Below are 24,218 nucleotides of genomic sequence, written 5' to 3' on the forward strand. Positions count from 1 at the left end.
AAATCCGAAGCATCCAGAGAGCTGCCATCCAGGCTGCGGATCTCAAAGACTTCGCCATGATAGATCAGTTCAGCGCCCCAAGACCGGCTGAAGACCTGTAAGTCCTGCAGATCCCAACTGCCCTCGAATTCACTCAGATCCAACCTGTCACGGGTTATGTCAAAATCCGTGACCACATCCCTTTCTCCATCGGCGACAAAGGCAAAGACATCTGCACCTGCACCGCCGGACAGGAAATCGACCCCTCCCCCGTCCCGCAGGATATCGTCGCCGGCGCCACCATTAATGTGTCATTCCCCTCAAGCCCAAACAAGACATCCGCGTCTTCGCCCCCCGTCAGGGCAGAACCCGCCTGTGACGCGGTCATCTGCATACCCTGCCCGGACAAATCCGCCGAAAACTCCATCAGGTAGGGCGCGGTTTCCGTCGCAGCCCAGACCCGCAGCCCCTGCCCCGTCACCACCACCTCCAGCGCTGTAATCCCCCGCAAAGGTTGATCCAACGTTCCGGCAATACTGTCCAAATACCGCAAATGCCCATCTGGCATCAAAATGAGAAGGCTCAACCCCTGGTCGGCGCCGGCAGCAACCACATAGGTCGCCCCGCCATATTCTGCCGTTGCAATATGGGTCACCCCAGCAAAGCGGGTTTCCAGTGTATCCAGAACGTGATCCACCGGAGACAGCGCTCCGGTGGTGCTGTCCATCGCAAGAACCGTCAGCGACCCACTGCCCGACGCACCAACCACCACAAAGATACTGTCACCAACCGTCGCCACCGCCACCGCATCAGGATGCGAGAACCAGACCCCATCCTCCAGCCCGCTGCTCAGCTCCGCAGCGACGCTCAGGCTGCCCCCCGGCACCCCCGTAAGACTGACCAAAGTATTGTTGGGTCCAAAGGCGGCAACGGCAAACGTCCGGCCGCCCTGCTCTATCCAACTGAGCGCATCAACCTGCGCAGTCTGCAACTCGGAAGACAGCGCAATGGACGTCAGATGCGCCGCGCCTGCCCCGTCCAGGTTAAGCTGTGCCAGCCCCCCCGACCGGAACGCCACGAGACTGTTTCCAGCCCCGTCCCCCGCAGTCAGCAGAGAGACATCTGACAGGCTGGTAGAGGCGGTCTCAAAAGTGACAGGGGCGCCAAAAAGCGACCCGTTGCCCGGCGCCAGGAACGGCAACCCCAGCATCTGCTCTGCTGCCAGCCCTGCCAGCATAAGCTGACCACCCGGACCTTCGATCAAATCCGTTGTTTCCAGCTGAAGGTAGTGATCCGGAATACGCCAGCCGCCGCGCTCCTGCAGCGCGCCGCTGCCAGAGAGCAGCTCAAAGCCAACCACCCAGCCACCGCCCCGCGCCGCCGCGGTCAGAAATTCCTGATCCCCAACCTGAACGACGCATAAATCCGTCAGCCCAATGAGCATATCTTCGTCTGCAGCGCGAATGACACCCGCCGCCGTCCACAGTTCTCCCACCAAAACACCCCTTATTCTCACCAGAACGGAGCAAAACCCGCTCAAATCCACCGCGGACAAAGGTACAGGTCAAAATTAACCTTTGGTTCCGGAATGGGGATAATTCCGCCCTGCCCGGGTTATTGTTTCCTGCATTTAATTAAAGACTGCGTGCGCTCTGGTTGGAGAACCGCAACCTATGCACCGTTTAATGCAAGCCCCTCGCTGCCGTTAACCGGAGTCTTGCTATGTCCGATACCTCCCCGCCCTGTCCCTCCCTTTACTGATGCCGTCCCAGGCGCAAAACATGTCACCCATAACGAGGCCCTGATGATCCTGGATATGGTGACCCAGCTTGCGGTGGCTGACCTGCCCTGGCAGATCCACCGCCGACGCCCGCAACAGGTGCACGCTACATCATAGGCGCCGCGCCCACCGGGCACTGGGCCGGTCATGACAGCGAGATTGCGGTGTGGGATGGGATGATCTGGCGCTTTGTGATGCCGCAGCCTGGCTGGCGGGCAGATGTGTCCCCCACGGGGCAAAGCCTGCGCTTTGACGGCAGTGACTGGCAGACGGTCCTGCCGCAGTTGCAGAATTTGCCAGCTCTGGGAGTTGGAGCCACTGCAGATGCGAGCAATCCCTTGACTGTGGCCGCCGCTGCAACCCTGTTGACCCACACGGGCGCGGGCCATCAGCTGAAGCTCAACAAGTCTGGCGCCAGCGATACCACCAGCCTGCTGTTTCAAACCAGCTGGTCTGGACGCGCTGAAATGGGCACAACCGGAAGCGATGACTTTTCCATCAAGGTCAGCAGCGATGGCAGCAACTGGCAGGAGGCTCTGCATATCGCGGGCACCACAGGACAGGTCCACTTTCCTCAGGGCAGTCCAGATCTGCGGGACCGCCTGACCGCGCCCCGCACCTACTATGTGCGCCCAGACGGATCGGACACCAATACCGGGTTAAGCGACGCGGCCAGTGGCGCCTTTCTCACCCTGCAACATGCCGTTAATCAGGCTCTAAGTCTGGATAATGGTCTGCATGACGTCACTCTCCAGGTGGCCGATGGCAGCTATGGCGAGGATCTGGTCATTGCGGACCGGCTGCTTGGTTCCGGGCTTTTGCAGCTTATCGGAGAGACCGCAGATCCAAGCCTCGTAAGCCTCAATCGGATCACCTGTCATAACGGTGCACGGGTCGCGCTGGCTGGGGTGACGTTGACCGGCGCGGATGCACTCAAAGTCGAAAGTGGCGCTGCGGTCACCTTGGCTGATATCCATTTTGAAGGCAGCGGTGCGGCACTGAGCCTTGAGAGCGCCGAAGTCTCCTGTGCAGATCAGGCGCTTGTCTTGGGCAGCAATCTGACAGCCCTGGCACATCTGCGCGGACATGCCCGGCTTTGGCGGAAGATTGCACTTTCAGCCTGGGTCTGGGGGTGGCCTGGAACACCGGCGCGCTGGATTTGAGCGGCTTTTGTCACGCCGCGCTTACCGGCGCCAGTTTTACCGGCGATACTGCGGGCTGTACTGGCCCACGCTATGCCCTGGCCCAAAACGCCATCCTCGACAGTGGCGGGGCGGGCAGCAGTTCCCTTCCTGGCACCCTGGCCGGAACCACAGAAAGCGGTGGTCAATATCTCTGAGGTTTTGCGGCAAAAGCTTCCCGTGACAACCACGTCCCGGCTTGTTAAAGCGAAGCAGTATTCTAGACGGAGATTACTGTGGAAATTACACAGACCCCCCTGCCAGGCGTTCTATTGCTGGAACCCCGTCGTTTTGGCGATGCCCGTGGATTTTTCAGTGAAAGCTGGAACCGGAAAAACCTTGAAGGTCATGGCATCACTCTGGATTTTGTGCAGGACAATCACTCGATGTCGGCGCAGGTGGGCACCCTGCGTGGATTGCATTTCCAATCCCCGCCCCACGCCCAGGCAAAACTGGTGCGCTGCGGTCGCGGCCGGCTTACTTTTGATGTGGCGGTTGATATCCGCAAAGGCTCCCCCACCTATGGGCACTGGTTCGGCGCTGAGCTGAGCTTTGAGAACGGCTTACAGCTGCTGATCCCCGCAGGGTTCTTACACGGGTTCATTACCCGCGAGCCTGATACAGAAATCATCTATAAATGCACCGATTACTACGCCCCCGACTGCGATGGCGCGGTGGCCTGGGACAGTTGCGGTATCGACTGGGACTTTGAAGGCCCCCCCCTACTGAGCGAAAAAGATGCGGTGGCCACTGCGCTGGCCAACTTCGATAGCCCCTTCACCTGGGACGGAGAGATGGCATGAAAATCCTGGTAACTGGCGGTGCCGCTTTATTGGCTCGGCGGTGGTCCGGCTGGCGATCGCCCGCGGCCATGAGGTGGTGAACCTGGATGCCCTGACCTATGCAGCCTGTTTGGATAATGTTTCGCAAGCCGCCCAAAGCCCCAATTATGCCTTTGTAGAGTCTGATATTCGGGATCGCAGCGCCCTGGACCGGGTCTTTTCTGCCCATGCACCGGATGTGGTGATGCATCTGGCCGCCGAAAGCCATGTGGACCGCTCCATTGATGGGCCGGGTGATTTTATCGAGACCAATATCACCGGCACTTTCAATATGCTGGAGGCTGCCAGAAAGTACTGGGTTGAGGCTGGCCGCCCGGCGGCCTTCCGCTTTCATCATATTTCGACAGATGAGGTCTACGGCTCGCTGCCAAATGATCCTGAGGTCTTGTTCACTGAAGACACCGCTTATGATCCGCGGTCGCCCTATTCCGCCAGCAAAGCCGCCTCTGACCATCTGGTGCGCGCCTGGGCCGAAACCTATGGGCTGCCGATCCTGCTGACCAATTGTTCCAACAATTATGGCCCCTTTCACTTTCCCGAAAAGCTGGTGCCGGTGGTGATCCTGAATGCGCTGGCGGGCAAGGACCTGCCGATCTATGGCGATGGCTCAAACATTCGCGACTGGCTTTATGTGGAAGATCACGCTGATGCGCTGCTGACGGTGCTGACCAGGGGGCACTGGGGCGCACCTATAACATTGGTGGCGAGAATGAGCGCACGAACCTCGAGTTGGTGCAGACCCTTTGTGCGATCCTCGATCAGAAACGCCCGCGCGATGATGGCACCTCTTACGCGGACCAGATCACCTATGTCACGGACCGCCCCGGTCATGATGCGCGCTATGCCATCGATCCCTCACGCATCCGGGACGAGCTGGGCTGGCGCCCCTCTGTCACGGTTGAGCAGGGCCTGGAGCGCACCGTGCAATGGTACCTGGACAACGAGACCTGGTGGCGCGCCCTGCAGGCCCGCGACGGGGTGGGACAGCGTCTGGGAACTGGCGGGTGATGACGACGGCCAGGCGAGCAATCATCGGACGAGCAATCATACAGCACCCTGCGCCCGAAGGGCGCCTGCGGTGCTGACCGCGCATCTGCCGTCAGGCTATGTGCTGGCCTATGGGATTGGTCGTGGCATTCCGCTTTTGATACCCGCCGCGCTGATCGGGGCCGTGCTGCCGGATCTGGATATGATCTGGTTTCACCTGGTCGATCAACGGGCCTTTCACCATCACCGTTATTGGGTGCACATTCCGCTGTTCTGGGCGATAGTGGCCGCTGTTATCCTGCCGGGGTTGGCCCTGTTTGCACGACGTTACCTGGCCACAGGCGGAATTTTTATAGCGGCGATCTTTCTGCATCTGGTGCTGGACAGTATTGGCGGCGGCATTATGTGGGCAGCGCCCTTCAATGATCACCTCTATGCACTGGTGACGGTGCCCCCAACGCAGGCCCATTGGATACTGTCCTTTGTCCTGCATTGGACCTTTTTGTTTGAGGTTGCAGTTTGGATTGCTGCCGTGTTGCTATGGCGCAAAAGGAGACAGATATGACAGTTTTGGTTTTTGGAAAAACCGGTCAGGTGGCGCAGGAGCTGGCGGCGTTTGACGATGTGATCTGTCTGGACCGGGCGGCGGCGGATCTGTCTGATCCGGCCGCCTGTGCAGAGGTGATCCGGCAGGCCCAGCCGCAGGCTGTGATCAATGCCGCCGCTTACACCGCTGTAGACAAGGCAGAGGACGACGAAGCCGCTGCAACGATGATCAACGGGGATAGCCCTGGTGCCATGGCACAGGCCTGTGCTGATCTGGGCATTCCCTTTGTCGCTATCTCAACCGATTACGTATTTGATGGCAGCGGCACCACGGTCTGGCGGCCAGAAGACGCCACCGGTCCACTGGGGGCCTATGGCCGCAGCAAGTTGAAAGGTGAACAGCGGATTGCGGCGGCAGGTGGCGCTTACGCCATCCTGCGTACCTCTTGGGTGGTCTCCGCCCATGGCAACAACTTTGTCAAAACCATGCTGCGGCTGGGCGCCGAACGCGATGCGCTTACCATTGTGGCGGATCAGATCGGTGCCCCCACCATGGCGCGCGACATTGCCGCCGCTTGCATCACCATGGCGCAGCAGTTGACCGCTGATCCATCCAAGGCCGGGATCTATCATTTCAGCGGCGCACCGCAGACCAACTGGGCCGATTTTGCCCGCGAAATTTTTGCGCAGGCCAATCTGAACTGCGCGGTCACCGATATTGCCAGCTCCGACTACCCCACCCCAGCGGCACGCCCCCTGAACTCCAGGCTGGATTGCACCACATTAGAGACTGTTTTTGACATCCCGCAACCTGATTGGCGACGCGGGTTAAATGATATTTTGCAAGATTTAGGAGCCTGCACATGACGCAGCGAAAAGGTATTATTCTGGCCGGGGGATCCGGCACCCGGCTGTATCCGATCACTATGGGCGTCTCCAAGCAGTTGCTGCCGATCTATGACAAGCCGATGATCTATTACCCGATCTCGGTCCTGATGCTGGCCGGCATCCGCGAAATCTGCCTGATCACCACACCGCAAGACCAGGACCAGTTCAAGCGCACCCTGGGCGATGGCAGCCAATGGGGAATATCGCTGACTTATGTGGTGCAGCCCTCGCCCGATGGGCTGGCGCAGGCCTTTATCCTGGCTGAGGATTTTCTGAACGGGGCCGCCTCGGCGCTGGTGCTGGGCGATAATATTTTCTTTGGTCATGGCCTGCCGGACGTTCTGGCTGCTGCGGATAAACAAGTGTCCGGCGGCACGGTGTTTGGCTATCACGTGGCCGATCCGGAACGCTACGGTGTGGTAGATTTTGACGCCGAAGGCAAAGCGCGTGAGATCATCGAGAAACCCGAGGTGCCGCCGTCGAACTATGCGGTGACGGGTCTTTATTTCCTGGATGGTACCGCCCCGGCGCGGGCGCGTCAGGTCAAACCCTCGCCGCGCGGCGAGTTAGAGATTACCGATTTGTTGCAGATGTACCTGGATGACGGCCAATTGCGGGTGGAGACCATGGGGCGCGGTTATGCCTGGTTGGACACTGGCACCCATGGCAGTCTGCTGGATGCAGGCAATTTCGTGCGCACCCTAGAGAAACGTCAGGGTCTGCAAACGGGGTGCCTTGAGGAAATTGCCTGGAGCCAAAACTGGATTGACGACGCTCAGCTGTCCGCGCGGGCAAAAATATTCTCCAAGAATGCCTATGGAGAATATCTGCAGGGACTTCTTCGCTAACGCCGGCCTGATCCTGTTTCCTCTCCGCCTCTGGACACGCGGCTTGCAAGACCCGTGCCAGGGCGGAACCATGGGGGAAACGTAAAGAGTTTAAGGGGTGGCGTCAGTCCAGAGCGGCACCATGGACGCCAAAGCAGCGGGACCCGCTGCTAGCCCCTCAACTTATCGATAACCCGGCGCAGGGGGGCAGTCACTTTCCAGGAGCGACTGGTGCGCATCACATGCACCACATGCTCATGATACGCCCGCTCGGCGAGGGCCTGCTCCTCCAGGTCCCGAAGTTTTTGCGCCGTGGCGGACTGCTCATCCTGGGCAGACTGAAGCGCCGCACGCAGATTTTCGGTCTGTTTCTCAGCCTCTGCCTGCTCGCTGCACAGGAGTGTGGCGAGCTGAGACAACTCCTGATATCGCGTCTGCAACTGTCCCAGCAGAGCGGCCTTTTCTGCCTCCCGCTGTACAAGTTCTTTTCCATCTGATCACACCTGGCCTCGCGCTGGTGCAGTTTTTCCTCGAGAGTGGCAATGCGCGCGATTTGCTCCGCAGAGGGTTCCTCTTTCAAGCGCTTACACTCGGTCTCCAAAACAGCAATCTGAGCTTTGGCGGCGGCGATCTCGGTCCGCGTCTCCTCCAGCTCCCACTTACGCTGCTTCAGCGCGCTTTGAGCGGTCCCGAGATCCCCCAACAGCTGCCGTTTCTCGCTTTCGCTCTGTTCCAGGCCGCGAGAGGTATCTAACACTTTTTCCCGGTCCAAGACCGCAAGGGTCTGAGCTTCGTATTAGCCGCTTCCATAGCTCGTTCCATTTCTTGAATAGCCCCGTGTTCCTGCTCTAACTGCTTGGACAAAGCGTTCCGGCTCTCTGTCACTTGCATCAGTTCTCTTTTGAGTTTTCCTGCCCGCTTCACCGCTTCTTTTTCACGGGTTTCGGCAACGGCCACTGCCTGCTGGCCTTGATCGCTCACTTCGGCTTTTAGGTTGCGCGCTTCATTGCTGGTAAATGGCGCAAAGACAGGTCCGGTTCTGTCGAAATCACCTTTAACGCGATCCAGGATCTCATAATCGGCAGTGTCCTCACCTTCGGCGGCCCAGCGTTCCAAGACCGCATAGGTATCACTAACCCAGGTCGGCACAGACTGATTCCCCGCCAGATCATCCTGCTTTTCAAAATGCTTCAGATCGCGGCTCAAAAAGCTCTCAACCTCTTGTTGGCTGGCCTGTGAATGCCCCCGAAACACAAAGCCGAGCTCTTGTTCAGCTTTGGCGATCTCCCGGGGCCAGTCCTCGATGATCCTCTGAAAACTGGTAAAACACCGGCGCTCGCCTCTGGTGGCAATCTCAGCATCCAGAACATAGCGCAGCCAGATTATCAGGCCTGCTTCTGCGGAAGCCTTCTTGAGATTTGCTAATGACGCCGCCACTTCCAACGGATTGCGGTGCGTATACAATAAAGCTGGTGTACAACCTTCGGCCTCCAGCACCTTTTTCCAAAATGGATAAACCCGGCAAATGCGTGGATCCTTCATAACAAAGAAGGACGAGGACCCAAATTCGCCCCGCAAAACCTCCCGCGCTTGATCCTGGAACTGCTCTGCCTGCTTGGAATGTTCCCAATCGGCTGGAAAAGGCATCCAGTCCCGCCAGTCAATTCCAGCAGATTGCATCAAGGCGTTGTTCAATTCGTAAATGCGTCGGGATTCATAAAACCCTTTTCGTTTGATGCGGTGGCAGGCATTTCGGTCGTAGGCAGGCTGCATCCCAATCGAGCTGCAATTCCAGAAAGCGCTGACGTTCCGGAGCGGTGCATTCCCATCACCATCAGAGCAAGCCGTTGGCCTGTCTCCTCACCTTCTGGTCTAAGAGACTCCATCACGTCAGCCACAGTTTTATTGGAATGCTTTGTACTGGAAGACAATTGGACGCCTCTGCTGAATAAGTGCCTGCACAGCAGGTATAATATGGAGCCCACTTTCTACGTGATCAGCCTCAAAAGTCCAGCTCTTCTCCACATGACGCAAAGGGCCCGCTCGGCTCATTTTTTCCCTTAGCGACGCGCATGAATATCCTGACAGCGGATGGTATCCGTCGCCGCCGAGAGAACCGGCAATCTGCGCGTCTATCCGGTTGCGCCGCGTGCTCAACCGCCCTCAAATGTTTCGCGCGCGAAACATTTCTGGTGTTTAAGTCTTTTCCCCCATTGTGCCCCAGCCATGCTCCCTTCAAAATTGCTGCAAAAGTTCGGGCATTCAGACAAGGAAGATCTCATGCGCATTGCAATGATCGGCACAGGGTACGTCGGCTTGGTTTCAGGCATCTGTTTCTCAGATTTTGGCCATGACGTGATCTGTGTCGACAAGGACGCAGGCAAAATCGCTCGTTTGCGGGCAGGTGAGGTTCCAATCTATGAACCTGGTCTGGATCAGTTGATGGAAAGAACGTTGCCGCCGGGCGCCTCAGTTTCACTGGCGATCTGACTGCGGCGGTGGCCGAAGCGGATGCCGTCTTCATCGCGGTCGGCACCCCTACCCGTCGTGGCGACGGTCACGCCGATCTCACCTATGTGATGGCCGCCGCCGAAGAGATCGCCGCCGCAATCACCAGTTACACCGTGGTGGTGACCAAATCCACTGTGCCATTGGGCACCAATAGGCAAGTTAAACAGGTCATCGCCAAGACCAACCCACAGGCCGATTTCGACGTTGCCTCAAACCCCGAATTCCTGCGCGAAGGCGCCGCCATTGACGACTTCATGAAACCCGACCGGGTGGTTGTCGGCGTGCAGAACGAGCGCGCCGCCGAGGTCATGAGTGATATCTACCGGCCCCTGTACCTGCGTGATTTTCCGATCCTCACCACCGATCTGGAAAGCGCCGAGATGATCAAATATGCGGCCAATGCGTTTCTCGCCACCAAGATCACCTTTATCAACGAGATCGCGGGCCTGTGTGAACGCACCGGCGCGGATGTCAAAGAAGTATCGCGCGGCATCGGGCTGGATGGGCGCATTGGCAACAAGTTCCTGCATGCGGGCCCGGGCTATGGCGGCTCGTGCTTTCCCAAGGACACCGCCGCGCTGGCCCGCATTGGCCAGGACCACGCCTATCCGATGCAGATCACCGAGACGGTGATCCGGGTCAATGACGAGGTCAAACAGCGCATGGTGGAAAAGCTGCGCGACGCCTGTGACGGCAGTTTTAATGGCAAGACCATTGCGGTGCTGGGCGTGACCTTCAAACCCAATACCGACGACATGCGGGATGCGCCCAGCCTGACCATCGTGCCGGCGCTGATCGGCGGCGGTGCCCGGGTGCGGGTGGTGGACCCTCAGGGCATGGCCGAAGGCGAGGCGCTGCTGCCCGGGGTAAAGTGGATGGACGATCCTTATCACGCCGTCCGCAATGCGGATCTGGTGGTGCTGCTGACCGAATGGAACGAGTTCCGCGCCCTGGATCTGAAAGTTCTGGCGCGCAAGATGACCAGCCCGCGGATGGTGGATCTGCGCAATATCTACAATGCCAAGGCGGCCAAACGGGGTGGGTTTGAATATTACACCGCTGTGGGACGCGACGAACGGGCCTCAAAATAATTTAACATAATATGTTTCGCGCGCGAAACATTTGAGCTCATCCGTCGGGCAGGGCAGGGGTAGTAGTTCGACCCTACAGTATAGATTAGAGATGGAGAAAGGCGCCAATAGGCGCCTTTTTTGTCGTTACACGTCGTCCCGGATCCTTGAGCTCAGCGCTGGCTTAGCCAGAGCCTTAAGGCCTGGATCAGGGTATCATCCACTCCTGCGCCGCTCAGCTCAATCCGGTGGCTGCCCGGCGTATAGCCCAGCCGCAATCCCGGTGCCACCTGGGTATTGATGCGCGTATCCTGGGCAGGCAGGGGGGTGCGGATCCGGGGAGCCGGGTCAACCGAAGTCTCATTTGGCTCCGCGATCTCAGACTCTGATTGCCGGGTTAGAGCCTCATCTTCCGCCGCAGTGACCGCCGCCGACAGGATCCGCAACTCGGCCACCGGGGTGTCACGCATGCCACCCGCAGGTGATTGATCAGGGTCTCGGTAAACTGTGGATCACGGGTGATTTCGCGCACCAGCGCCAGTCCCAGCTTTTCGTTGATCGCCACCGGAAACATCAGTACCGCATCCAGCGCCTCGACCAGGGCGATAAAGCTGCCAATCTTTGAGCGTTTGGCACGGGTGGCATTGGCAAATAATCCCTGCAGCGCCATTTTCTGGTTCGGATAGACCCTCGCGCAGGGCGCGCACCGCAATCCGGGCCCGTTCATAGTGGCTTAGATTGACCCGGATTTCGTTTTCTTCGACCATCGCCACATAGGCGTCCTGAGCCGTTTCGGGCTGGATCACCAGCGCCTTGATGCTGGCGAATTCAGACTCTGAAGTCTGTTCATAGAGCCGCCTAAGGGCGCAAAGTAAGCGCCAACCCGAGATCAAACCATGGGTCTTGCCATCGGGGCGGTCTGTCAGCGTCACCAGCTCGATCGGGGTCTGCTGGCCACGGGCGCGCAGTGACGCCATCAGTGCGCCCATCTCATCCTCGTCCTGTTCCAGCCGGTCGCGCACCAGATGGGTCTCGTCGATCTGTTCAAGGGCAATGCGTTCGATCAGCCGACCATCGGCGCGCGCAGTTTCCAGCACGGCGCTCAGCTCGCTTAACGCGGCCTGCGCTGCCGCATCACTGGCAACCTGGGCAATCGGCGCCGCGGTGGCCAGCGGCGCCCCAAGCGCCGATTTGCTTTCGGGGCGCTGCTCAGATAGGTGGGCTGCGCCGGGGTCAGGCGTTTGCGTTTGGCCATGATTATCTCTCCTCAAGGGGCAAAGATCGCCGATCCTGTCCCAAATCCTTTATTAGAGCCTTACTCGGCCGCGCGTTGCTGATCCAATTCTGCCCGTCGCCAGATCCCCAGCAGTAAGCGTTTGAAGGCGGCATAGGTGGCGTCGAATGTTTCGCGGCCCCGGGCATAGGTCTCGCGGTTGAAATCGCGATAGTCGGCCTCGTAGATGCCATTGACCTGCTCGCCGGCCTGACCGATCAGCGCGGTGAAATCCTGCCGGTGCGGCGACAGAGTGCGGCCCAGATAGGCCTGCATCAGGGCCGCCAGCTCGCCCTGCTGGGCGCCGTCATAGCGGGTGATGACGGTGCGCACCGCCTCCCACTCAAATCCCATCTCGGGGCGGCCCAGGGCGCGGGCGGCCAGATTCTCGCCATCCTCGATGCTGGAGAAGGTCGAGTGCAGCATGTCAAAGAAGCGACCGGTGGAATCAAATTCGAGAAACGAGGCCCCCATGGGCACCAGCAGGATGTCAGCCGCCGACAGCCCGTTGATGGTCAGATACCCCAAAGTGGCGGGGTATCGATGAAGACCAGATCGTACTCATTCAGCACCCCGTCCGCATCAAGGCGATCCGTCAGCGCATCCCAGAGTTTCCAGCCGCGCGCCGCCATCCGCCAGACCGGGATCTGGAACTCGGCCCAATAGAGGTTCAGCTGGGCGCCGATCAGATCAATATTGGGCCAATGGGTGCTTTGGATCACGTCCGCCGCGGTCATGTCCATCGCCGCACTCAGCGCCTCGTCCAGCGGTTGCGGTGCATCGCCACGATCCAGACGGCGCTGGTTCTCCAGCCGCAGATGCTCGCCATAGTGGCGCGCCAGCAGCGGAAAGGCGGTCTGCCATTCGTCGTCGACCTTGCCCCCGAAGATCGAGGTCATCGAGCCCTGACTGTCGAGATCAATCACCAGCACCTTGTAGCCGTCCAGCGCCGCCGACATCGCCAGATGCGCGGCCGTTGAGGTCTTGCCAACGCCGCCTTTGAAATTGGCCACAGCGACAATTTTGGCAGGCAGGCCTTTGGGCCGGTAGGGCAGGTAATCTTTCGCTTTGCTGCCCTGGGCGCCAAAGAACGCCCGCAACTTCAGAACCTCATCCAGCGAGAACCACTTGGCGCCGCCTTCGGTTTCGGCCTGACCCTGGGGCAGCTCCGGATTGGCCTTCAGCACCCGGCGAAAATGGGCGCTGGCTACGGGGATCAGGTAACGGGTGATTTCCCAGGTTGAGAATTGGCGCAGCTGTTTGCGGCCCGCCTCGTCGATGCCACGGCTGGACAGATCATCCCGGCCCCGGGCGCAGGCGGCAGCAATTTCAGCAAAGCCATGGGTGTCGGTTGAAGCATCCAGTTCAGCCATGGCCGCATCGGGGTCGATGTTGAAATAGGGGGGCAGCATGGGTGCTGCCTTGTGGGTATCTCTTGCCATAATGCCTTGCCCGCCTGGGTTATCTTTTCGCCGATCCTGGGGTCACGGATGTAAACCTGCCCCCTGAGATCGATGAATATGCTGTCTTTTTGACTGAATAACAGAAAAGGCGGCACATGGGAATATTCAGCAGACCCCTTTTTCTTTTTCTATGAAAATCAGAGGCCTAAAAGACAGGTGTGCGGCAGATTTTGGGCGCTGAACAATTTTCTGCTCTGTTATTTATGAGTTATATAATAGTTAAGGGACAAGCACTGTCCTCGCAAAGCCTTTTTTTATTGATCATGCGGGGTGTTTTTTGGGTGTGGGTGACTCTGAAACCCCGATCAAATGACTCTGATCCCCCGAAACAGTGATTCCGGAACCCCGTTGCGAGGGGTTGTGGATAACTCTAGGGTGAGTGTATTCAAAACCACGAAAACGAGTCACCTGGGAAAGCTGCGATACGCCGCGCATAAACCGGGGACCAGCAACGGGCAGAAGAACAATGGCAGCAGCGCTGACAGCGGGAGGGGAGCCAGCTGAAGGGCAGGGGGATTTCTTCCTGTGTGATATTTTGGGGGCGATTCCCAAAAATGATCTGGTCTCGATGGAGCACCCGTTGTTTTCCCTGTCGACCCGGCCAGACCGGCGTATTTTAAATTACCAGCATAATGGCGCTGAGATTACTGTGGTGCCCTCGGTCAAGGGTCTGGCGACGATCCACGACAAGGATATCCTGATCTTTTGTATCAGTCAGCTGATGGCGGCGTTGAATGCGGGGCGCCAGGTCAGTCGTACGCTGCATCTGAAAGCGCATGATTTGTTGCTGGCCACCAACCGCGAGACCAGCGGCGATGCCTACCGTCGGCTGCGCGAAAGTTTTGAGCGTCTTGTCGGCACCCGGATTACCACCAATATCGTCACTGGCGGGCAAGAGGTGACCACGGGGTTTGGTCTTATCGAAAGCTGGGAGATCATCCGCAAGGCCAAAGGCGGCCGTATGGTCAATGTGACTGTGACGCTGTCGGACTGGCTGTTTCGGGCGGTGCTGTCGAAGTCGGTCCTGACGCTCAACCGGGACTATTTTCGCCTGCGTAAACCGCTGGAGCGGCGGGTCTATGAGTTGGCGCGCAAGCATTGCGGACGGCAGGACAGCTGGCAAATTTCGGTGGAAACCCTGTTGAAGAAATCGGGCTCCGCCTCTCCACGCCGGGTTTTCGCAAGATGATCCGCGACATGATCACAGCACAGCCCCTGCCGGATTACGCACTGGAAGAATTGCCCGGTGATCTGATCCGCTTTAGCCAGAAACATATGGTCACCGAAGTGGGCAGTGCCAATGCGCCGGTCCTGAAGTCGGTGACGCTGGAGCACGCCCGTGAGATGCTGCCGGGTGTGGATGTCTATGCACTGGAGGCCGAGTGGCGTGCGATGTGGGCGCGTTCGGGCAGTCCGCGTCTGCGCCAGGCAGATGCTGCTTTCCTGGGCTGGGTCAAAAACGCAGCGCTGATTAGGCCTGCTTTTCCGGTTTGTTTCCCCCTTAACGATCGCTTCCGGGACGGGCTGAGGGTCATTGTGGTGACGGGCTTATCCTTGGGGAAAACAGGCTCTGATATTGGGGTATCGCCGGTGCCACCCCTGATAGAGGCGCCGAAAAGGGCATCCCGTTGGCTTACATCTGAATGCGTTTTGCGGCAGGCACCAGGGCGTTGATCTGGGCGATGTGTTCGGGCAGGCAGCGGCTCAGGAAATCATAGGTCTCCCCACATGGGCGCGCGCATTGGGGCCGAGATGCGCATAGGTGCCGGGGTTTTCCAACACATCCACGACCTGGCTTGCCAGCGCCTGGACATCAAAGAAATCCACCAGCATGCCAGTCTCGCCATGGGTCACCGCCTCGCGCACCGGGGCGACATCAGCCGCCACCACCGTGGCCTGCATCGACATCGCTTCCAGCAGCGACCAGCTGAGCACAAAGGGCATGGTCAAATAGATATGACAGCGGCTGATGCGGATGATGCGGCAAAGATCATCATAGGGCACCTTGCCGAGAAAATGCACCCGGTTCCAGTCGACGCTGTCGCCCAGCTCTTCCTCCATCTCCCCACGCAATCCATTGGTGTGTTTGCTTTCGGGGCCATAAGAGGTTTCATTGCCGCCGATCATCAGCACCCGCGCTTTGGGTCGGTCCTTTAGGATTTGGGGCAGGGCGCGCATCATGATGTGAAAGCCGCGGGCCCGTTCCATATTGCGGGCCACATAGGTCACCACCTCGTCGGCGCGGGTCAAGGGGTGCTCCAGTCGCCCCAGTCCTATCCAGGCCTTGGGGTCGGGCAAAGCCGATCGGTGCGAATACCATCATGGCAGGTATACATGCGATCATGGAACGAGGTCGGAAACCGGTCGCGCTGCCAATAAGTCGGCACATGGCCGAGATCGACACTTTCGATACTGGCGTAAGGCACTGTGTTGCGGGCCTTGGCAAAAAAGCCGGCCTGATCATTGGATGGGCTGTCCGGGTCAAAGCCCACCAGCCCGCCAGTGGTGTTATAGAAATACTCAAAGAAGCCGATCACCGGCACATCCGGCCAGATCTCTTTTACAAACAGCAGCTCTCCCCAGCCAGTATGGCCAATGACGATATCTGGCTTGAAGCCATCACTTTTCTCGAAGGAGCGCAGCGCCATGGCGGCTCCCAGACCTGCCCCGGCCGCGTCCTCCCAATCCTTGGAGAGCCCGTAAGAGTCTTTGCTGGCCTGATGATGCACCCGGTACGTGACGGTTTTCACGCCTTTGATCTGTATATTCGGGCGCTGGGTCAGAAAGACCAGCTCATGACCGCCCTGTGCCGCCAGCCAGGTGAGGATCTCGCGGTATTGACCGGGCATATTCTGATGGACAAAAAGGAGTTTCATAAATGCGTCCTGTCATCTGTCTGCTTGGAAATACCCTATGCATGCCGGGGGAACCGGGTCTGCGCAAGTGGGGAGTTTTTGGCAGGACTGTGTCTTATCTGCCGGGGATGGGCCCGGTTCGAGAAACGCGCAGAAAACCGTGCGCTTTGATGCAAACTTCTCTAATGTGCATGCAACAGGCAAACGGTGCAGCATTATTTGCCCACCGGTCCAGCGATATAACGATAAGAGAGCAGATCCATGAATACCTCGGCAGTGTTGCAGCACAATAAGCTGAAGCCAGCGCGATCCTTTCGTGTTTGGGGCTGTAATGTGATTTTACCTGCTCTCTTGCTGTTGCTGGTCTGGCCTTTTCTCTGTTCGCTCAGGTTACGCTGAACCTGCGCGATGCCGATCTGCGCAGTTTTGTCGAAATCGTCTCAGAGGCAACGGGGCGCAGTTTTGTCTTGGATCCTGCGGTCCGGGGAACTGTAACCGTGCTGGCACCGGACACAATGTCGCCGGAGGACCTCTATGAGGTGTTCCTCTCTGTGCTGGAACTGAATCGGCTGACCATTATTGATGGGGTGGGGGCGGATCGGGTTGTGCCGATGAATGCCGCCCGTGAGCTGGCTCCAGGTGGCGGTCAACCACTGCCGGGTGGCTTTGAGACCCGGGTGATTTCGGTGCGTCATATCTCTTTGCAAGAGGTGGTTGAGGTGGTGCGTCCGCTGTTGCCCGCTGAGGCGGTGATTACACCCGTGCGGGGCGCCAAGCGGTTGATACTGTCGGACCGGGGGCCAATCTCGACCGTATTTCTGATCTGATCAAGCGGCTGGATCAACCCCGCAGGTCAGATCCGGTGGAAATCATCCGGTTGCAGAATGCCTCGGCCTCGGATGTGATGCAGGTGGTGCAGGCCATGGATCTGATCCAGGACGGGGCAGCCATCAGTATCGACCGGCGTTCGAATGCCTTGGTGCTCTCGGGGCCCGAAGCGCTGCGTCACCGGGTGCGGGTGCTGGTGTCCGAGCTCGACACCCAGCGTGATACAGTGGTCGCGCGCACCATCGGGTTGAACTATGCAGATGCGGCTTCGATTGCGGATGTGGTGTTGCGCACGCTGAATGCCGAGGGCGGGGCAATGTGCGGGCTCCTGTACGCATCGTGCCAGAACCACAGACCAACTCGCTTTTGGTCTCGGCCCCGCGAGAGCGGATAGACGAGATCGTACAGATGGTGCGCTATCTGGATCGGCGCCCGACCCAGGTTCTGGTCGAGGCGATCATTTTGAGATATCGGTTGAAGGTCTGCGCGATCTCTCGGTGCAATTTGGGGCGGTGCTGAATAATGCGCTGGTAGGGGCGCGCAGTTTTCTGCCAGGGCGCACCAGTCTGATCAATCTGATGTCCGCGCTCAGCAGTGGCGAGACCGCCGATCTTGGCAATGGAGGGTTTCTGGGCGGTGGCCGTTACAACGAAAGTGACGGCGACGGGCTGGTGGGGCTTTGACGGCGATCAATTCGGTGAGTTCCACCCGGCTTTGTCGACCCCTCAATTTTGACGCTGAACAATCAGGAAGCTGAGATCGTGGTTGCGCAGAATGTGCCTTTTGTCACCGGCAGCTTTTCCACCGTCAGCGGTGGCACCGCAGTTGAAAACCCCTTTCAAACCATTGAGCGCCTGGATGTGGGTCTGACACTGAATGTCACGCCGCAGATCAATGCGGACCGCACCGTACGCCTGCTGATCAAGCAGGAGGTTTCGAACCTCACCAATAGTACTGCGTCTTCGGGCGGTGAAATCACCACACGGCGTGCGATCTCGACCACCGCGCTGGTGCGAGACGGAGCGGTCATCATGTTGGGTGGCCTGTTGGAAAATGGCTCAGGGGCGGTCAGTCAAAGGTCCCCGGACTGGCAGAGCTCCCTCTTCTGGGCAACCTGTTTCGCGGCAAGAATGCCACCGGTCGGCAGCGGGTGCTTTTGGTGCTTCTGCGTCCGCAGGTGGTGTCATCAGACGCTGAGGCCGCCCGCATTACCCGACAGTTGTCACGCAAAGCGCGGGACGTCAGCGCCTCTATTGCGCCCGTGGATGATGGAAGATACCCCAGAACCCAGCTGGGCTATCTTCCCTTTGACGGGGCCGATCTAAACCAACCGTTTGATGCTGGATTCATTGATGATGTCGCGCAAAGCCGAAACTACCCCCTCTCCCCAGTCGGCTCCGCTTCAACGCAGGCAACTGATCCTGACGCTGCAGACCTTCGGCTGCCCTTTGTTTTGCCCAGAGCCAGCAGGTGGTTCTGGAGGGGAGAAATTGACAGCAGGCCCTGACGCTACTCAGCTCGGGCTGCGTGAAGCGCAGCGGCGATTGGGGCAAACAGGGCTGTCAGCGTGGTGCGGGCCGACCGGATGGGGTTTGAGACCGCCTTGGCCCGGGCCTATCAGTCGGGCGCTGTTGCTGAGGCCGGAGTGGCGGGCGAAATCAGCTTTGATCTTGAGGAAGCGGCCTTTTCCCGCCGTCAGCGCGATCTGCTGGATGAGCCGGGAGATGCGCCGGTCATTCAACTGGTGAACCGGCTCCTGCGGCAGGCCGTGCAGAGCAGTGCATCGGATCTGCATATCGAACCTCATGAAGGCGGTCTGCGGGTGCGCATGCGTATTGACGGGGTGTTGCAGGAAGTGATGGACCGCGCCGATGTGCCGGTGCGCCGGATCGTGTCGCGGCTCAAAGTCATGGCCGGGCTGGATATCGCGGAAACCCGGCTGCCGCAGGACGGGCGCATCCCGCTGTCGCTGGGCGGAAAAGGGATCGACACCCGGGTCAGCTCGCTGCCAGGTCACTATGGCGAGCGGGTTGTGCTGCGGATTCTTGACCGCAGTGCCGGGCTGATGCCGCTGGACCGGCTGGGCCTGTCAGCGGTGCAAGAGACCCAGTTGCGGCGCCTTGCTGATTTTCCTGATGGGATCATTCTGGCCACCGGCCCGACCGGCGCCGGGAAGACGACGACACTTTATTCGCTGTTGCAGCTCTCTGATCGGGATGAGCGTAATGTGGTGACGGTGGAAGATCCGATCGAGTATGATTTGCCCGGGGTATCGCAAAGCCAGATCAATGCAGCCATCGGTATGAGCTTTGCTGCTGGGTTGCGTGCCATTCTGCGCCAGGATCCGGATGTGATCCTGGTGGGCGAAGTGCGCGATGGTGAGACGGCCAGCACCGCGGCTCAGGCGGCGCTGACCGGGCACCTGGTGTTTTCCTCGCTGCATGCCAACAGCTCGGCAGGGGCCGTGGTACGGTTGCGTGATCTCGGGCTTGATGACTTTCTGATTGCGGCAACGCTGCGGGGGTGATCGCGCAGCGGCTGCTGCGCAGGCTGTGCCTGCAGTGCCGCAGCTCTCATGCGCCAGCTCCGGATGAGGCGGCGCATTTTCTGCGGTGTGGGATGAGCCCCCGCAGCAGCTGTTTCGCGCCACGGGATGCAGCGCCTGTCAGGGTCTGGGCACAGCGGTCGGCTGGGGATTTTGAGATCACCAGGATCACCCCGGAGCTGCGCGGAGCGATTGATGCAGGGGTTAGTGAAACCGCCCTGAAGGAGCTGGCGCTGGCTCCGGAGGAAACCCTGACGGGTCAGGGGTTGGCGGCGGTGGCGGCGGGCACCGTCAGTCTCGAAGAGGTGCTGCGGGTTGCGGGAGATATGGCATGAGGGCCTACCGCTATACTGCCTTTACAGCCCAGGGTCGCCGCCGCACTGGTTCGGTTGTGGCCGAAACGGAAAGAGATGCGGCCGTGCAATTGCAGGCGCAGGATCTCTTTGTTTCCGAGCTGAGCGAAGCAAAGCTGTGTCCGGCGCGCGCTCTGGCTGGCGCCGACGGCTTACTCCGGAACTACAAGCGGTCTTCACCCGCCAGATGGCCGTGCTGTTGGAGGCTGAGCTTCCGGTTGATGCCGCCCTGGAAGCGGTGCGGGCGGGTGGCCATCCGGCTTTGGATGCGGTGGCGGCTGAGGCCCGGGCCGCGCTGCTGGACGGTGCGCCATTGTCCGCCGCGCTGGAGGGGTCCGGGGCTGGGTTTGGGCCCTATTATCTTGCGGCGTTGCGGGCAGGTGAAGGCGCCGGGGAGCTTTCAGCGGTGTGTTCAGAATTGGCCACATATCTGGAAGAACAGGACAGCGGGCGGGCGCAAATCGTCACGGCCCTGATTTATCCAGGTTTTGTGGCGGCGGTTTCGCTGCTGGTCTGCGGTATCTTAATGGTCAACGTGGCGCCCGAGATTGTGTCGATGTTTGAAATGACGGGCCGTCCGTTGCCGCCGCTGACCCAGGCGGTGATGGGGCTGTCGGACTGGATCGGGCGCCAGGCGCTGGTGTTGATCCTGCTGTCAGGCGCGGGAGTTCTGCTGCTTTTGGCGGTGCCACGTGTGACGGTGCTGCGTAGCCTGCGAGACCGGCTGGTGCTGCGTTTGCCGATACTGGGACCTTTGCGGCGGCAGGCGGAGGCGGTGCAGTATATGCGCACGCTGGCCCTGGTGCTGGGATCACGACATGCGGTGCTGAGTGCAGTGGACAGCGCTGCTGAGGTCCTCTCGGTTGCCAGTTTCCGGAACCAGGCCGAGACGGTCTCGGCGGCGGTGCGCCAGGGTGAAAGCCTGGCCCGGGCGCTTGAACGGTTGTCTTTCCTGCCGCCGGTTGCGCGCCAGCTGATTGGCGCCGGCGAGATTTCGGTCCGGTTGGCGCCCATGACCAAACGGGCGGCTGTTCTCACCGAGCAGGGGCTGTCAGCCCGTCGCAAACGCATTGCGGCGCTGCTTGAGCCAATGCTGATGATTCTGGTCGGTGTCCTGGTGCTGGTGATTGTGCTGGCCGTCTTGCTGCCAATCTTTGACCTGCAGGCAGCGGTGACGATCTAGGGACCTGCTGCTATTCTGGAAAGGCCAAGAGCTCTGCGGCTTCACCGTCCCGGCTGACCCAGAGACCGGCCTTATCGATCCGCATCACCGTGAGGCCGCCGTCCAGCACATCCCCTGGCCGCACCAGGTGCTCACCAGTTGGATGTGAGACCATGGCCCAGGCCGTGCCGCCTGTCTGAACCACCCCATTCAGCGCATAGCCAAAGCTTTGTAGCGGGCGAACGGGTGGCTTTGGCGGTTGTGGTTCTGCGGCGGGAGTGGGGGGTTGCGGTTTGGGCGGCTGTTTCTCTCAAACAGCGCCGACCAGCGGCGGTTTGGTCGGGGCTGCGGTTCTGCAACGCGGTCTGAGGCCGCCGGAGCTGCGTAGACTACGGCAGGGGCGGCGGGTGCACGCATCTCCAGCCACAGCTGCTGTCCTGCCCAAAGGGCAGCCGTCAGCGCAGGGAGCGTGCATATCACTGCAATCAAACGCATGGGTGTGTTCCTTGCAGAGCTTAGAAATGGATATGACCCAGTTTGCCATAGCAGTCTGGGCTTCGTAAGGGCAAAATTTCAACTGTGGCTTGCCCGACCGGTAGAACGGCCCTGCGGTTTGACCGCAGGGCCGGCTTTGCGCGTCAGTTTTGTGAGGCTCAGACTGATATCGGGTGTTTTCGTGTCCTGTGGGGCCCAGTTGACAGTTTACCGTCTTTGGATCTGAGATCCCAATCCAGAAAAGTAGACGCGCAGGGGGGCGCGTGTTAAATTCACAGCAGCACTTATCCTTCGATTGAGCAGATATAATTAGCGGGCCTTCTAAATGAGCCCCTCAGCAGGCAGAAAGATCATATGATGAGGACAGTTATTTTTGCCAAGGTTAGCCTTGCCGCTGTAGCATTGGTGGTCTTGGGCAGCTGCAGTGACAGTGTGACCGGGGCGACTAGCTTTCAGTCTCGCTATGGGGTGGCCCGCACTGCACTGGAAAGCGGCAACTACGACAAGGCCAGGCGAGCCTATACCCGGTTGCTGCAGGAAGAGGCCGGACCGCTGACCCCTCGGTTGCAGTTAGAATATGCGCATACGGAATTGCGCAGTGGTAATTTTCAGCAGGCTGCCAGCCTGGCCGCCGGTTTGGTTGCCAGTCAGAAAGACGAGGCGCGCGCCGCCGCGCTTTCGGTACAGGGAACTGCGCAACATGAATTGGGGCTGCGCCTCTTGAGTGAAGGTAAGACCGCTGAAGGGAAAGCTCAGCTGCAAGCCGCCAGTGCTGCTTTTTCTGAGGTTCTGAAACAGTATTCCAGCCTGGACCCATTGGGCTCTATGGCGGGACGCAGAGCCAGTATTGAGGCCAGGTTAAAACCCTATAGCTGCAAAATAGCCTGTATTAGACCCTATTATGGGTCTGATGCCGGGGACAGGGTCAGCCATACATTGACCTGATTGGGAGCGTCTGTGGCCTCAAAGCGAAACCCTTTGAACCGATACCCCCAGTCGGGATGCGTGGTCGAGAGCCAATTGGCCAACCGGGCGAAATCAGCGCGCTCAAAGCGCATTTCTACTGTGCCGCCGGTGCCAGAGCGCAGTTCACCCAAAGAGGACCCCAGACCTGCAGCCCTCAGCCCGCTTTCCAACCCGCTCAGCCCAATGGCGCTGGCGGGTGCGGCAGAAAGGTCGGGCTGCTGCAGATTGATTTTTCCACGGTCTGATCGGCGACCCAGACCAGCAGAGCCTGCGCCTCGGCCTCGGTGGCCTGTGCCTGCAGACGGTGATCATGCAAAGGCACCAGAACCGTCAGAAAAATCCCCAGAGGCAACACCGCAAAGACCAGGGCGGCCACCAGCAGCCGTTCGCGGCGGCTGAGGCGCAAAGCAGAGAGATCAGGCCAGTGTTCATTCTGTGTCCTCGGCCTGTGTTGCGATGGTGAATTCGGCGCGTACCCCATCGGAATCGCTGGCGGTGCCAGATTCTGTCAACCGGGCGTCCAGGCCCTCTGCGGCAAAGGCTGCGGCAAGCCGTTCGGCTGCGGCAAAATCCGGGAGACGCAGGATCACTGAGAGGCCCTGTCCCTCTCGATAGGTTAGCATTTCGGGTTTGGCGTCCGCCGCAGTGATGATGGCGCCGGCGCGCCGGGCCAGCTCCAGTGGGCTGGTCTGATGGGTGCTGGAGCCATTGGCACGCTGCAGCTCGGCCAGTACGCGGCTGACTTGCAGGCGGGGATCCAGCACTGGACCGCCCTGGGTGAAGTGCTGTTGCACCAGTTCCTGGGTCTTCGCTCTCAAGGCCTGGGTATGGGTCTCACTGCGCTGAATGGCAATCTGCTGGGCTGCCGCCCAAAGTGCTGCTGCCAGCGCCGCCGCCAAGAGTGGCCAGCGCCAAGGCAGGACACGCCGTGCCATCTGTACCTGCGATGCGATGGGATTTTTGCGCAGATCACATGCCAGCTCACCATGGGCGAGAACGCGCGGGACTATTTTCAATGCCTCAGCGTCAAAAAGCGTCTCTAATATTGGGATATTTCGTGATTCTGCCAGCGCTCTGATGGCCGGACCCACCTCGTTCATCACCAGTATAGCCCGCGGTGGTGGGCCGCTGTCCAAGGCTTGCTCCAAGAGCAGGGGGGTCAGTGTGAGATGCGCACTGAAACCGTCACTTGGACCAAGGCGGGCTTGGACACGGTCCTCGGCGGTACAGGCCAGGGTCCAGAGATCGGTGGCAGTGGGGAGGGACAAATAGTCTGGTAGGACCGCGCGCCCTGAAAGGGTACTGAGGCTTTCGAGCCAGGCCGGATCTGCGGTGAAGACCCGGGTCCAGTTTTTGGTGTTCGCCTTAGGGTGTCCCTGTATCGTAGGCACAAAGGGGCGCAGGGCCGGGGCAAAGCCCAGCCGGTCCGCCAGCTGACGACGGGCCACTTTTTCGCGGATACCGCTGCGCAGTGAGGCCGGCAAATCAAGGCTGTAGAGTGGTACCATCTCGCCAGGCACCAGCACCACTTGATGCGACGCGGCCAGGGGCCCGCCCAAAAGTATGAAGTCTGGTGCAGCCTTGGAGGGCCGGCTGGTGGGGGCTGCGGACATCGGGGCAGGGCTCCAGTTGCGGGGTGGTATCGCTGCAGAATGCGCAGGGACGCT

The 24,218-nt window shown here is 59.6% G+C and carries 21 protein-coding genes and 8 pseudogenes; 17 read left to right on the plus strand and 12 right to left on the minus strand.

What is annotated here, in order from left to right; translation table 11 throughout:
• Positions 1–242: 242 nt before the first annotated feature.
• Positions 243–287, minus strand: a pseudogene (locus EBB79_RS25705) (hypothetical protein); the annotation flags it as partial.
• 1,540 nt (positions 288–1,827) lie between these two features.
• Here EBB79_RS25705 and EBB79_RS21370 point away from each other — a divergent pair.
• The 7 genes and pseudogenes from EBB79_RS21370 (at position 1,828) to rfbA (ending at position 7,051) form a co-directional block, all read left to right on the plus strand.
• The gene (locus EBB79_RS21370; protein WP_127751097.1) at positions 1,828–2,922 is read left to right on the plus strand and encodes a DUF2793 domain-containing protein; all 1,095 of its coding nucleotides are present in this window, start codon (positions 1,828–1,830) and stop codon (positions 2,920–2,922) included.
• Positions 2,892–3,098: a hypothetical protein gene (locus EBB79_RS21375; protein ID WP_127751098.1), complete on the plus strand. Its 207-nt coding sequence runs from the start codon at positions 2,892–2,894 to the stop codon at positions 3,096–3,098. The genes EBB79_RS21370 and EBB79_RS21375 overlap by 31 nt, the downstream gene beginning before the upstream one ends.
• Positions 3,099–3,176: 78 nt before the next feature.
• Complete coding sequence (gene rfbC, locus EBB79_RS21380; protein WP_127751099.1) at positions 3,177–3,743, plus strand: dTDP-4-dehydrorhamnose 3,5-epimerase; 567 nt, start codon at positions 3,177–3,179, stop codon at positions 3,741–3,743.
• Positions 3,740–4,790: pseudogene (rfbB, locus tag EBB79_RS21385) on the plus strand (dTDP-glucose 4,6-dehydratase). Before rfbC ends, rfbB begins: the two are co-directional and overlap by 4 nt.
• Before the next feature lie 70 nt (positions 4,791–4,860).
• The gene (locus tag EBB79_RS21390) at positions 4,861–5,334 is read left to right on the plus strand and encodes a metal-dependent hydrolase (protein WP_164860864.1); all 474 of its coding nucleotides are present in this window, start codon (positions 4,861–4,863) and stop codon (positions 5,332–5,334) included.
• Positions 5,331–6,182, plus strand: a complete 852-nt coding sequence (gene rfbD / locus EBB79_RS21395) for a dTDP-4-dehydrorhamnose reductase (protein ID WP_127751101.1) — start codon at positions 5,331–5,333, stop codon at positions 6,180–6,182. The genes EBB79_RS21390 and rfbD overlap by 4 nt, the downstream gene beginning before the upstream one ends.
• Positions 6,179–7,051 carry a glucose-1-phosphate thymidylyltransferase RfbA gene (rfbA, locus tag EBB79_RS21400; RefSeq protein ID WP_127751102.1) on the plus strand — a complete coding sequence of 291 codons (873 nt, stop codon included), beginning with the start codon at positions 6,179–6,181 and terminating at the stop codon, positions 7,049–7,051. The genes rfbD and rfbA overlap by 4 nt, the downstream gene beginning before the upstream one ends.
• 149 nt (positions 7,052–7,200) lie before the next feature.
• On the opposite strand, the gene EBB79_RS21405 is transcribed toward rfbA, so the two are convergent.
• Positions 7,201–7,449 (minus strand): hypothetical protein, encoded by a 249-nt coding sequence (locus EBB79_RS21405; protein ID WP_164860865.1) that lies wholly within the window; start codon positions 7,447–7,449, stop codon positions 7,201–7,203.
• A gap of 331 nt (positions 7,450–7,780) precedes the next feature.
• The gene (locus EBB79_RS21410) at positions 7,781–8,572 is read right to left on the minus strand and encodes a hypothetical protein (RefSeq protein WP_127751104.1); all 792 of its coding nucleotides are present in this window, start codon (positions 8,570–8,572) and stop codon (positions 7,781–7,783) included.
• A 738-nt stretch (positions 8,573–9,310) separates the two neighbouring features.
• On the opposite strand from EBB79_RS21410, the pseudogene EBB79_RS21415 reads away from it, so the two are divergent.
• Positions 9,311–10,632: pseudogene (locus EBB79_RS21415) on the plus strand (UDP-glucose dehydrogenase family protein).
• 152 nt (positions 10,633–10,784) lie between these two features.
• Here EBB79_RS21415 and EBB79_RS24945 read toward each other — a convergent pair.
• The 3 genes and pseudogenes from EBB79_RS24945 to EBB79_RS21425 form a co-directional block, all read right to left on the minus strand.
• Entirely contained in the window at positions 10,785–11,081 is a 297-nt protein-coding gene (locus tag EBB79_RS24945; RefSeq protein ID WP_238705120.1) for a hypothetical protein, read from the minus strand.
• A gap of 42 nt (positions 11,082–11,123) precedes the next feature.
• Positions 11,124–11,882 (minus strand): ParB/RepB/Spo0J family partition protein, encoded by a 759-nt coding sequence (locus EBB79_RS21420; RefSeq protein ID WP_238705121.1) that lies wholly within the window; start codon positions 11,880–11,882, stop codon positions 11,124–11,126.
• Positions 11,883–11,926: 44 nt separating this feature from the next.
• A pseudogene (locus EBB79_RS21425) lies at positions 11,927–13,326 on the minus strand (AAA family ATPase).
• Between the two features lie 487 nt (positions 13,327–13,813).
• Between EBB79_RS21425 and EBB79_RS21430 the strand changes: the two are divergent.
• Positions 13,814–14,808: pseudogene (locus EBB79_RS21430) on the plus strand (replication initiator protein A); the annotation flags it as partial.
• Between the two features lie 172 nt (positions 14,809–14,980).
• Here the strand turns inward: EBB79_RS21430 and EBB79_RS21435 are convergent.
• Positions 14,981–16,223 (minus strand): annotated as a pseudogene (locus EBB79_RS21435) (glycosyltransferase family 4 protein).
• 413 nt (positions 16,224–16,636) lie between these two features.
• Between EBB79_RS21435 and EBB79_RS24950 the strand changes: the two are divergent.
• The 7 genes and pseudogenes from EBB79_RS24950 to EBB79_RS21455 all read left to right on the plus strand — a co-directional run bounded on the left by EBB79_RS24950 (position 16,637) and on the right by EBB79_RS21455 (position 21,111).
• Positions 16,637–17,029, plus strand: coding sequence for a type II secretion system protein D (locus tag EBB79_RS24950; protein WP_338045814.1), 393 nt, complete (start codon positions 16,637–16,639; stop codon positions 17,027–17,029).
• A 35-nt stretch (positions 17,030–17,064) separates the two neighbouring features.
• A complete protein-coding gene (locus EBB79_RS24955) occupies positions 17,065–17,424 on the plus strand; it encodes a secretin N-terminal domain-containing protein (protein ID WP_238705123.1) in 360 nt (119 codons plus the stop codon).
• On the plus strand, positions 17,370–17,549 hold the full coding sequence (locus EBB79_RS24960; RefSeq protein WP_238705124.1) for a secretin N-terminal domain-containing protein: 180 nt from the start codon (positions 17,370–17,372) through the stop codon (positions 17,547–17,549). The genes EBB79_RS24955 and EBB79_RS24960 overlap by 55 nt, the downstream gene beginning before the upstream one ends.
• Positions 17,528–17,713, plus strand: a complete 186-nt coding sequence (locus tag EBB79_RS24965) for a hypothetical protein (RefSeq protein ID WP_238705125.1) — start codon at positions 17,528–17,530, stop codon at positions 17,711–17,713. The genes EBB79_RS24960 and EBB79_RS24965 overlap by 22 nt, the downstream gene beginning before the upstream one ends.
• Before the next feature lie 93 nt (positions 17,714–17,806).
• Positions 17,807–18,537, plus strand: a pseudogene (locus tag EBB79_RS24970) (type II secretion system protein GspD).
• Positions 18,538–18,615: 78 nt separating this feature from the next.
• Positions 18,616–19,910, plus strand: a pseudogene (locus EBB79_RS21445) (GspE/PulE family protein).
• 136 nt (positions 19,911–20,046) lie between these two features.
• Entirely contained in the window at positions 20,047–21,111 is a 1,065-nt protein-coding gene (locus tag EBB79_RS21455) for a type II secretion system F family protein (protein WP_238705107.1), read from the plus strand.
• A gap of 10 nt (positions 21,112–21,121) precedes the next feature.
• On the opposite strand, the gene EBB79_RS24520 is transcribed toward EBB79_RS21455, so the two are convergent.
• Positions 21,122–21,265, minus strand: a complete 144-nt coding sequence (locus tag EBB79_RS24520) for a hypothetical protein (RefSeq protein ID WP_238705126.1) — start codon at positions 21,263–21,265, stop codon at positions 21,122–21,124.
• Positions 21,266–21,300: 35 nt separating this feature from the next.
• Complete coding sequence (locus EBB79_RS21460; RefSeq protein ID WP_127751107.1) at positions 21,301–21,585, minus strand: hypothetical protein; 285 nt, start codon at positions 21,583–21,585, stop codon at positions 21,301–21,303.
• A gap of 357 nt (positions 21,586–21,942) precedes the next feature.
• On the opposite strand from EBB79_RS21460, the gene EBB79_RS21465 reads away from it, so the two are divergent.
• Positions 21,943–22,530 carry a tetratricopeptide repeat protein gene (locus EBB79_RS21465; protein ID WP_238705127.1) on the plus strand — a complete coding sequence of 196 codons (588 nt, stop codon included), beginning with the start codon at positions 21,943–21,945 and terminating at the stop codon, positions 22,528–22,530.
• Here the strand turns inward: EBB79_RS21465 and EBB79_RS24525 are convergent.
• Genes EBB79_RS24525 through gspL form a run of 3 tightly spaced genes read right to left on the minus strand, consistent with a single transcriptional unit; the run spans position 22,485 to position 24,164 of the window.
• Positions 22,485–22,682, minus strand: a complete 198-nt coding sequence (locus tag EBB79_RS24525; protein ID WP_164860867.1) for a type II secretion system protein M — start codon at positions 22,680–22,682, stop codon at positions 22,485–22,487. The genes EBB79_RS21465 and EBB79_RS24525 overlap by 46 nt on opposite strands.
• Positions 22,683–22,726: 44 nt before the next feature.
• Positions 22,727–22,957 carry a type II secretion system protein GspM gene (gspM, locus tag EBB79_RS21475; RefSeq protein ID WP_164860868.1) on the minus strand — a complete coding sequence of 77 codons (231 nt, stop codon included), beginning with the start codon at positions 22,955–22,957 and terminating at the stop codon, positions 22,727–22,729.
• 22 nt (positions 22,958–22,979) lie between these two features.
• Positions 22,980–24,164 (minus strand): type II secretion system protein GspL, encoded by a 1,185-nt coding sequence (gene gspL / locus EBB79_RS21480; RefSeq protein ID WP_164860869.1) that lies wholly within the window; start codon positions 24,162–24,164, stop codon positions 22,980–22,982.
• Positions 24,165–24,218: the final 54 nt, after the last annotated feature.

Origin of the sequence: Parasedimentitalea marina, from assembly GCF_004006175.1 — a bacterium.
GTDB lineage: Bacteria > Pseudomonadota > Alphaproteobacteria > Rhodobacterales > Rhodobacteraceae > Parasedimentitalea > Parasedimentitalea marina.

Coding starts and splice junctions, on each gene's coding strand:
- rfbD (WP_127751101.1), top strand. CDS start 5,331: ATGACAGTTTTGGTTTTTGGAAAAACCGGTCAGGTGGCGCAGGAGCTG.
- rfbA (WP_127751102.1), top strand. CDS start 6,179: ATGACGCAGCGAAAAGGTATTATTCTGGCCGGGGGATCCGGCACCCGG.
- EBB79_RS21410 (WP_127751104.1), bottom strand. CDS start 8,572: ATGAAGGATCCACGCATTTGCCGGGTTTATCCATTTTGGAAAAAGGTG.
- EBB79_RS24945 (WP_238705120.1), bottom strand. CDS start 11,081: ATGCGTGACACCCCGGTGGCCGAGTTGCGGATCCTGTCGGCGGCGGTC.
- EBB79_RS24520 (WP_238705126.1), bottom strand. CDS start 21,265: ATGGTCTCACATCCAACTGGTGAGCACCTGGTGCGGCCAGGGGATGTG.
- EBB79_RS21460 (WP_127751107.1), bottom strand. CDS start 21,585: ATGCGTTTGATTGCAGTGATATGCACGCTCCCTGCGCTGACGGCTGCC.
- EBB79_RS21465 (WP_238705127.1), top strand. CDS start 21,943: ATGAGGACAGTTATTTTTGCCAAGGTTAGCCTTGCCGCTGTAGCATTG.
- gspL (WP_164860869.1), bottom strand. CDS start 24,164: ATGTCCGCAGCCCCCACCAGCCGGCCCTCCAAGGCTGCACCAGACTTC.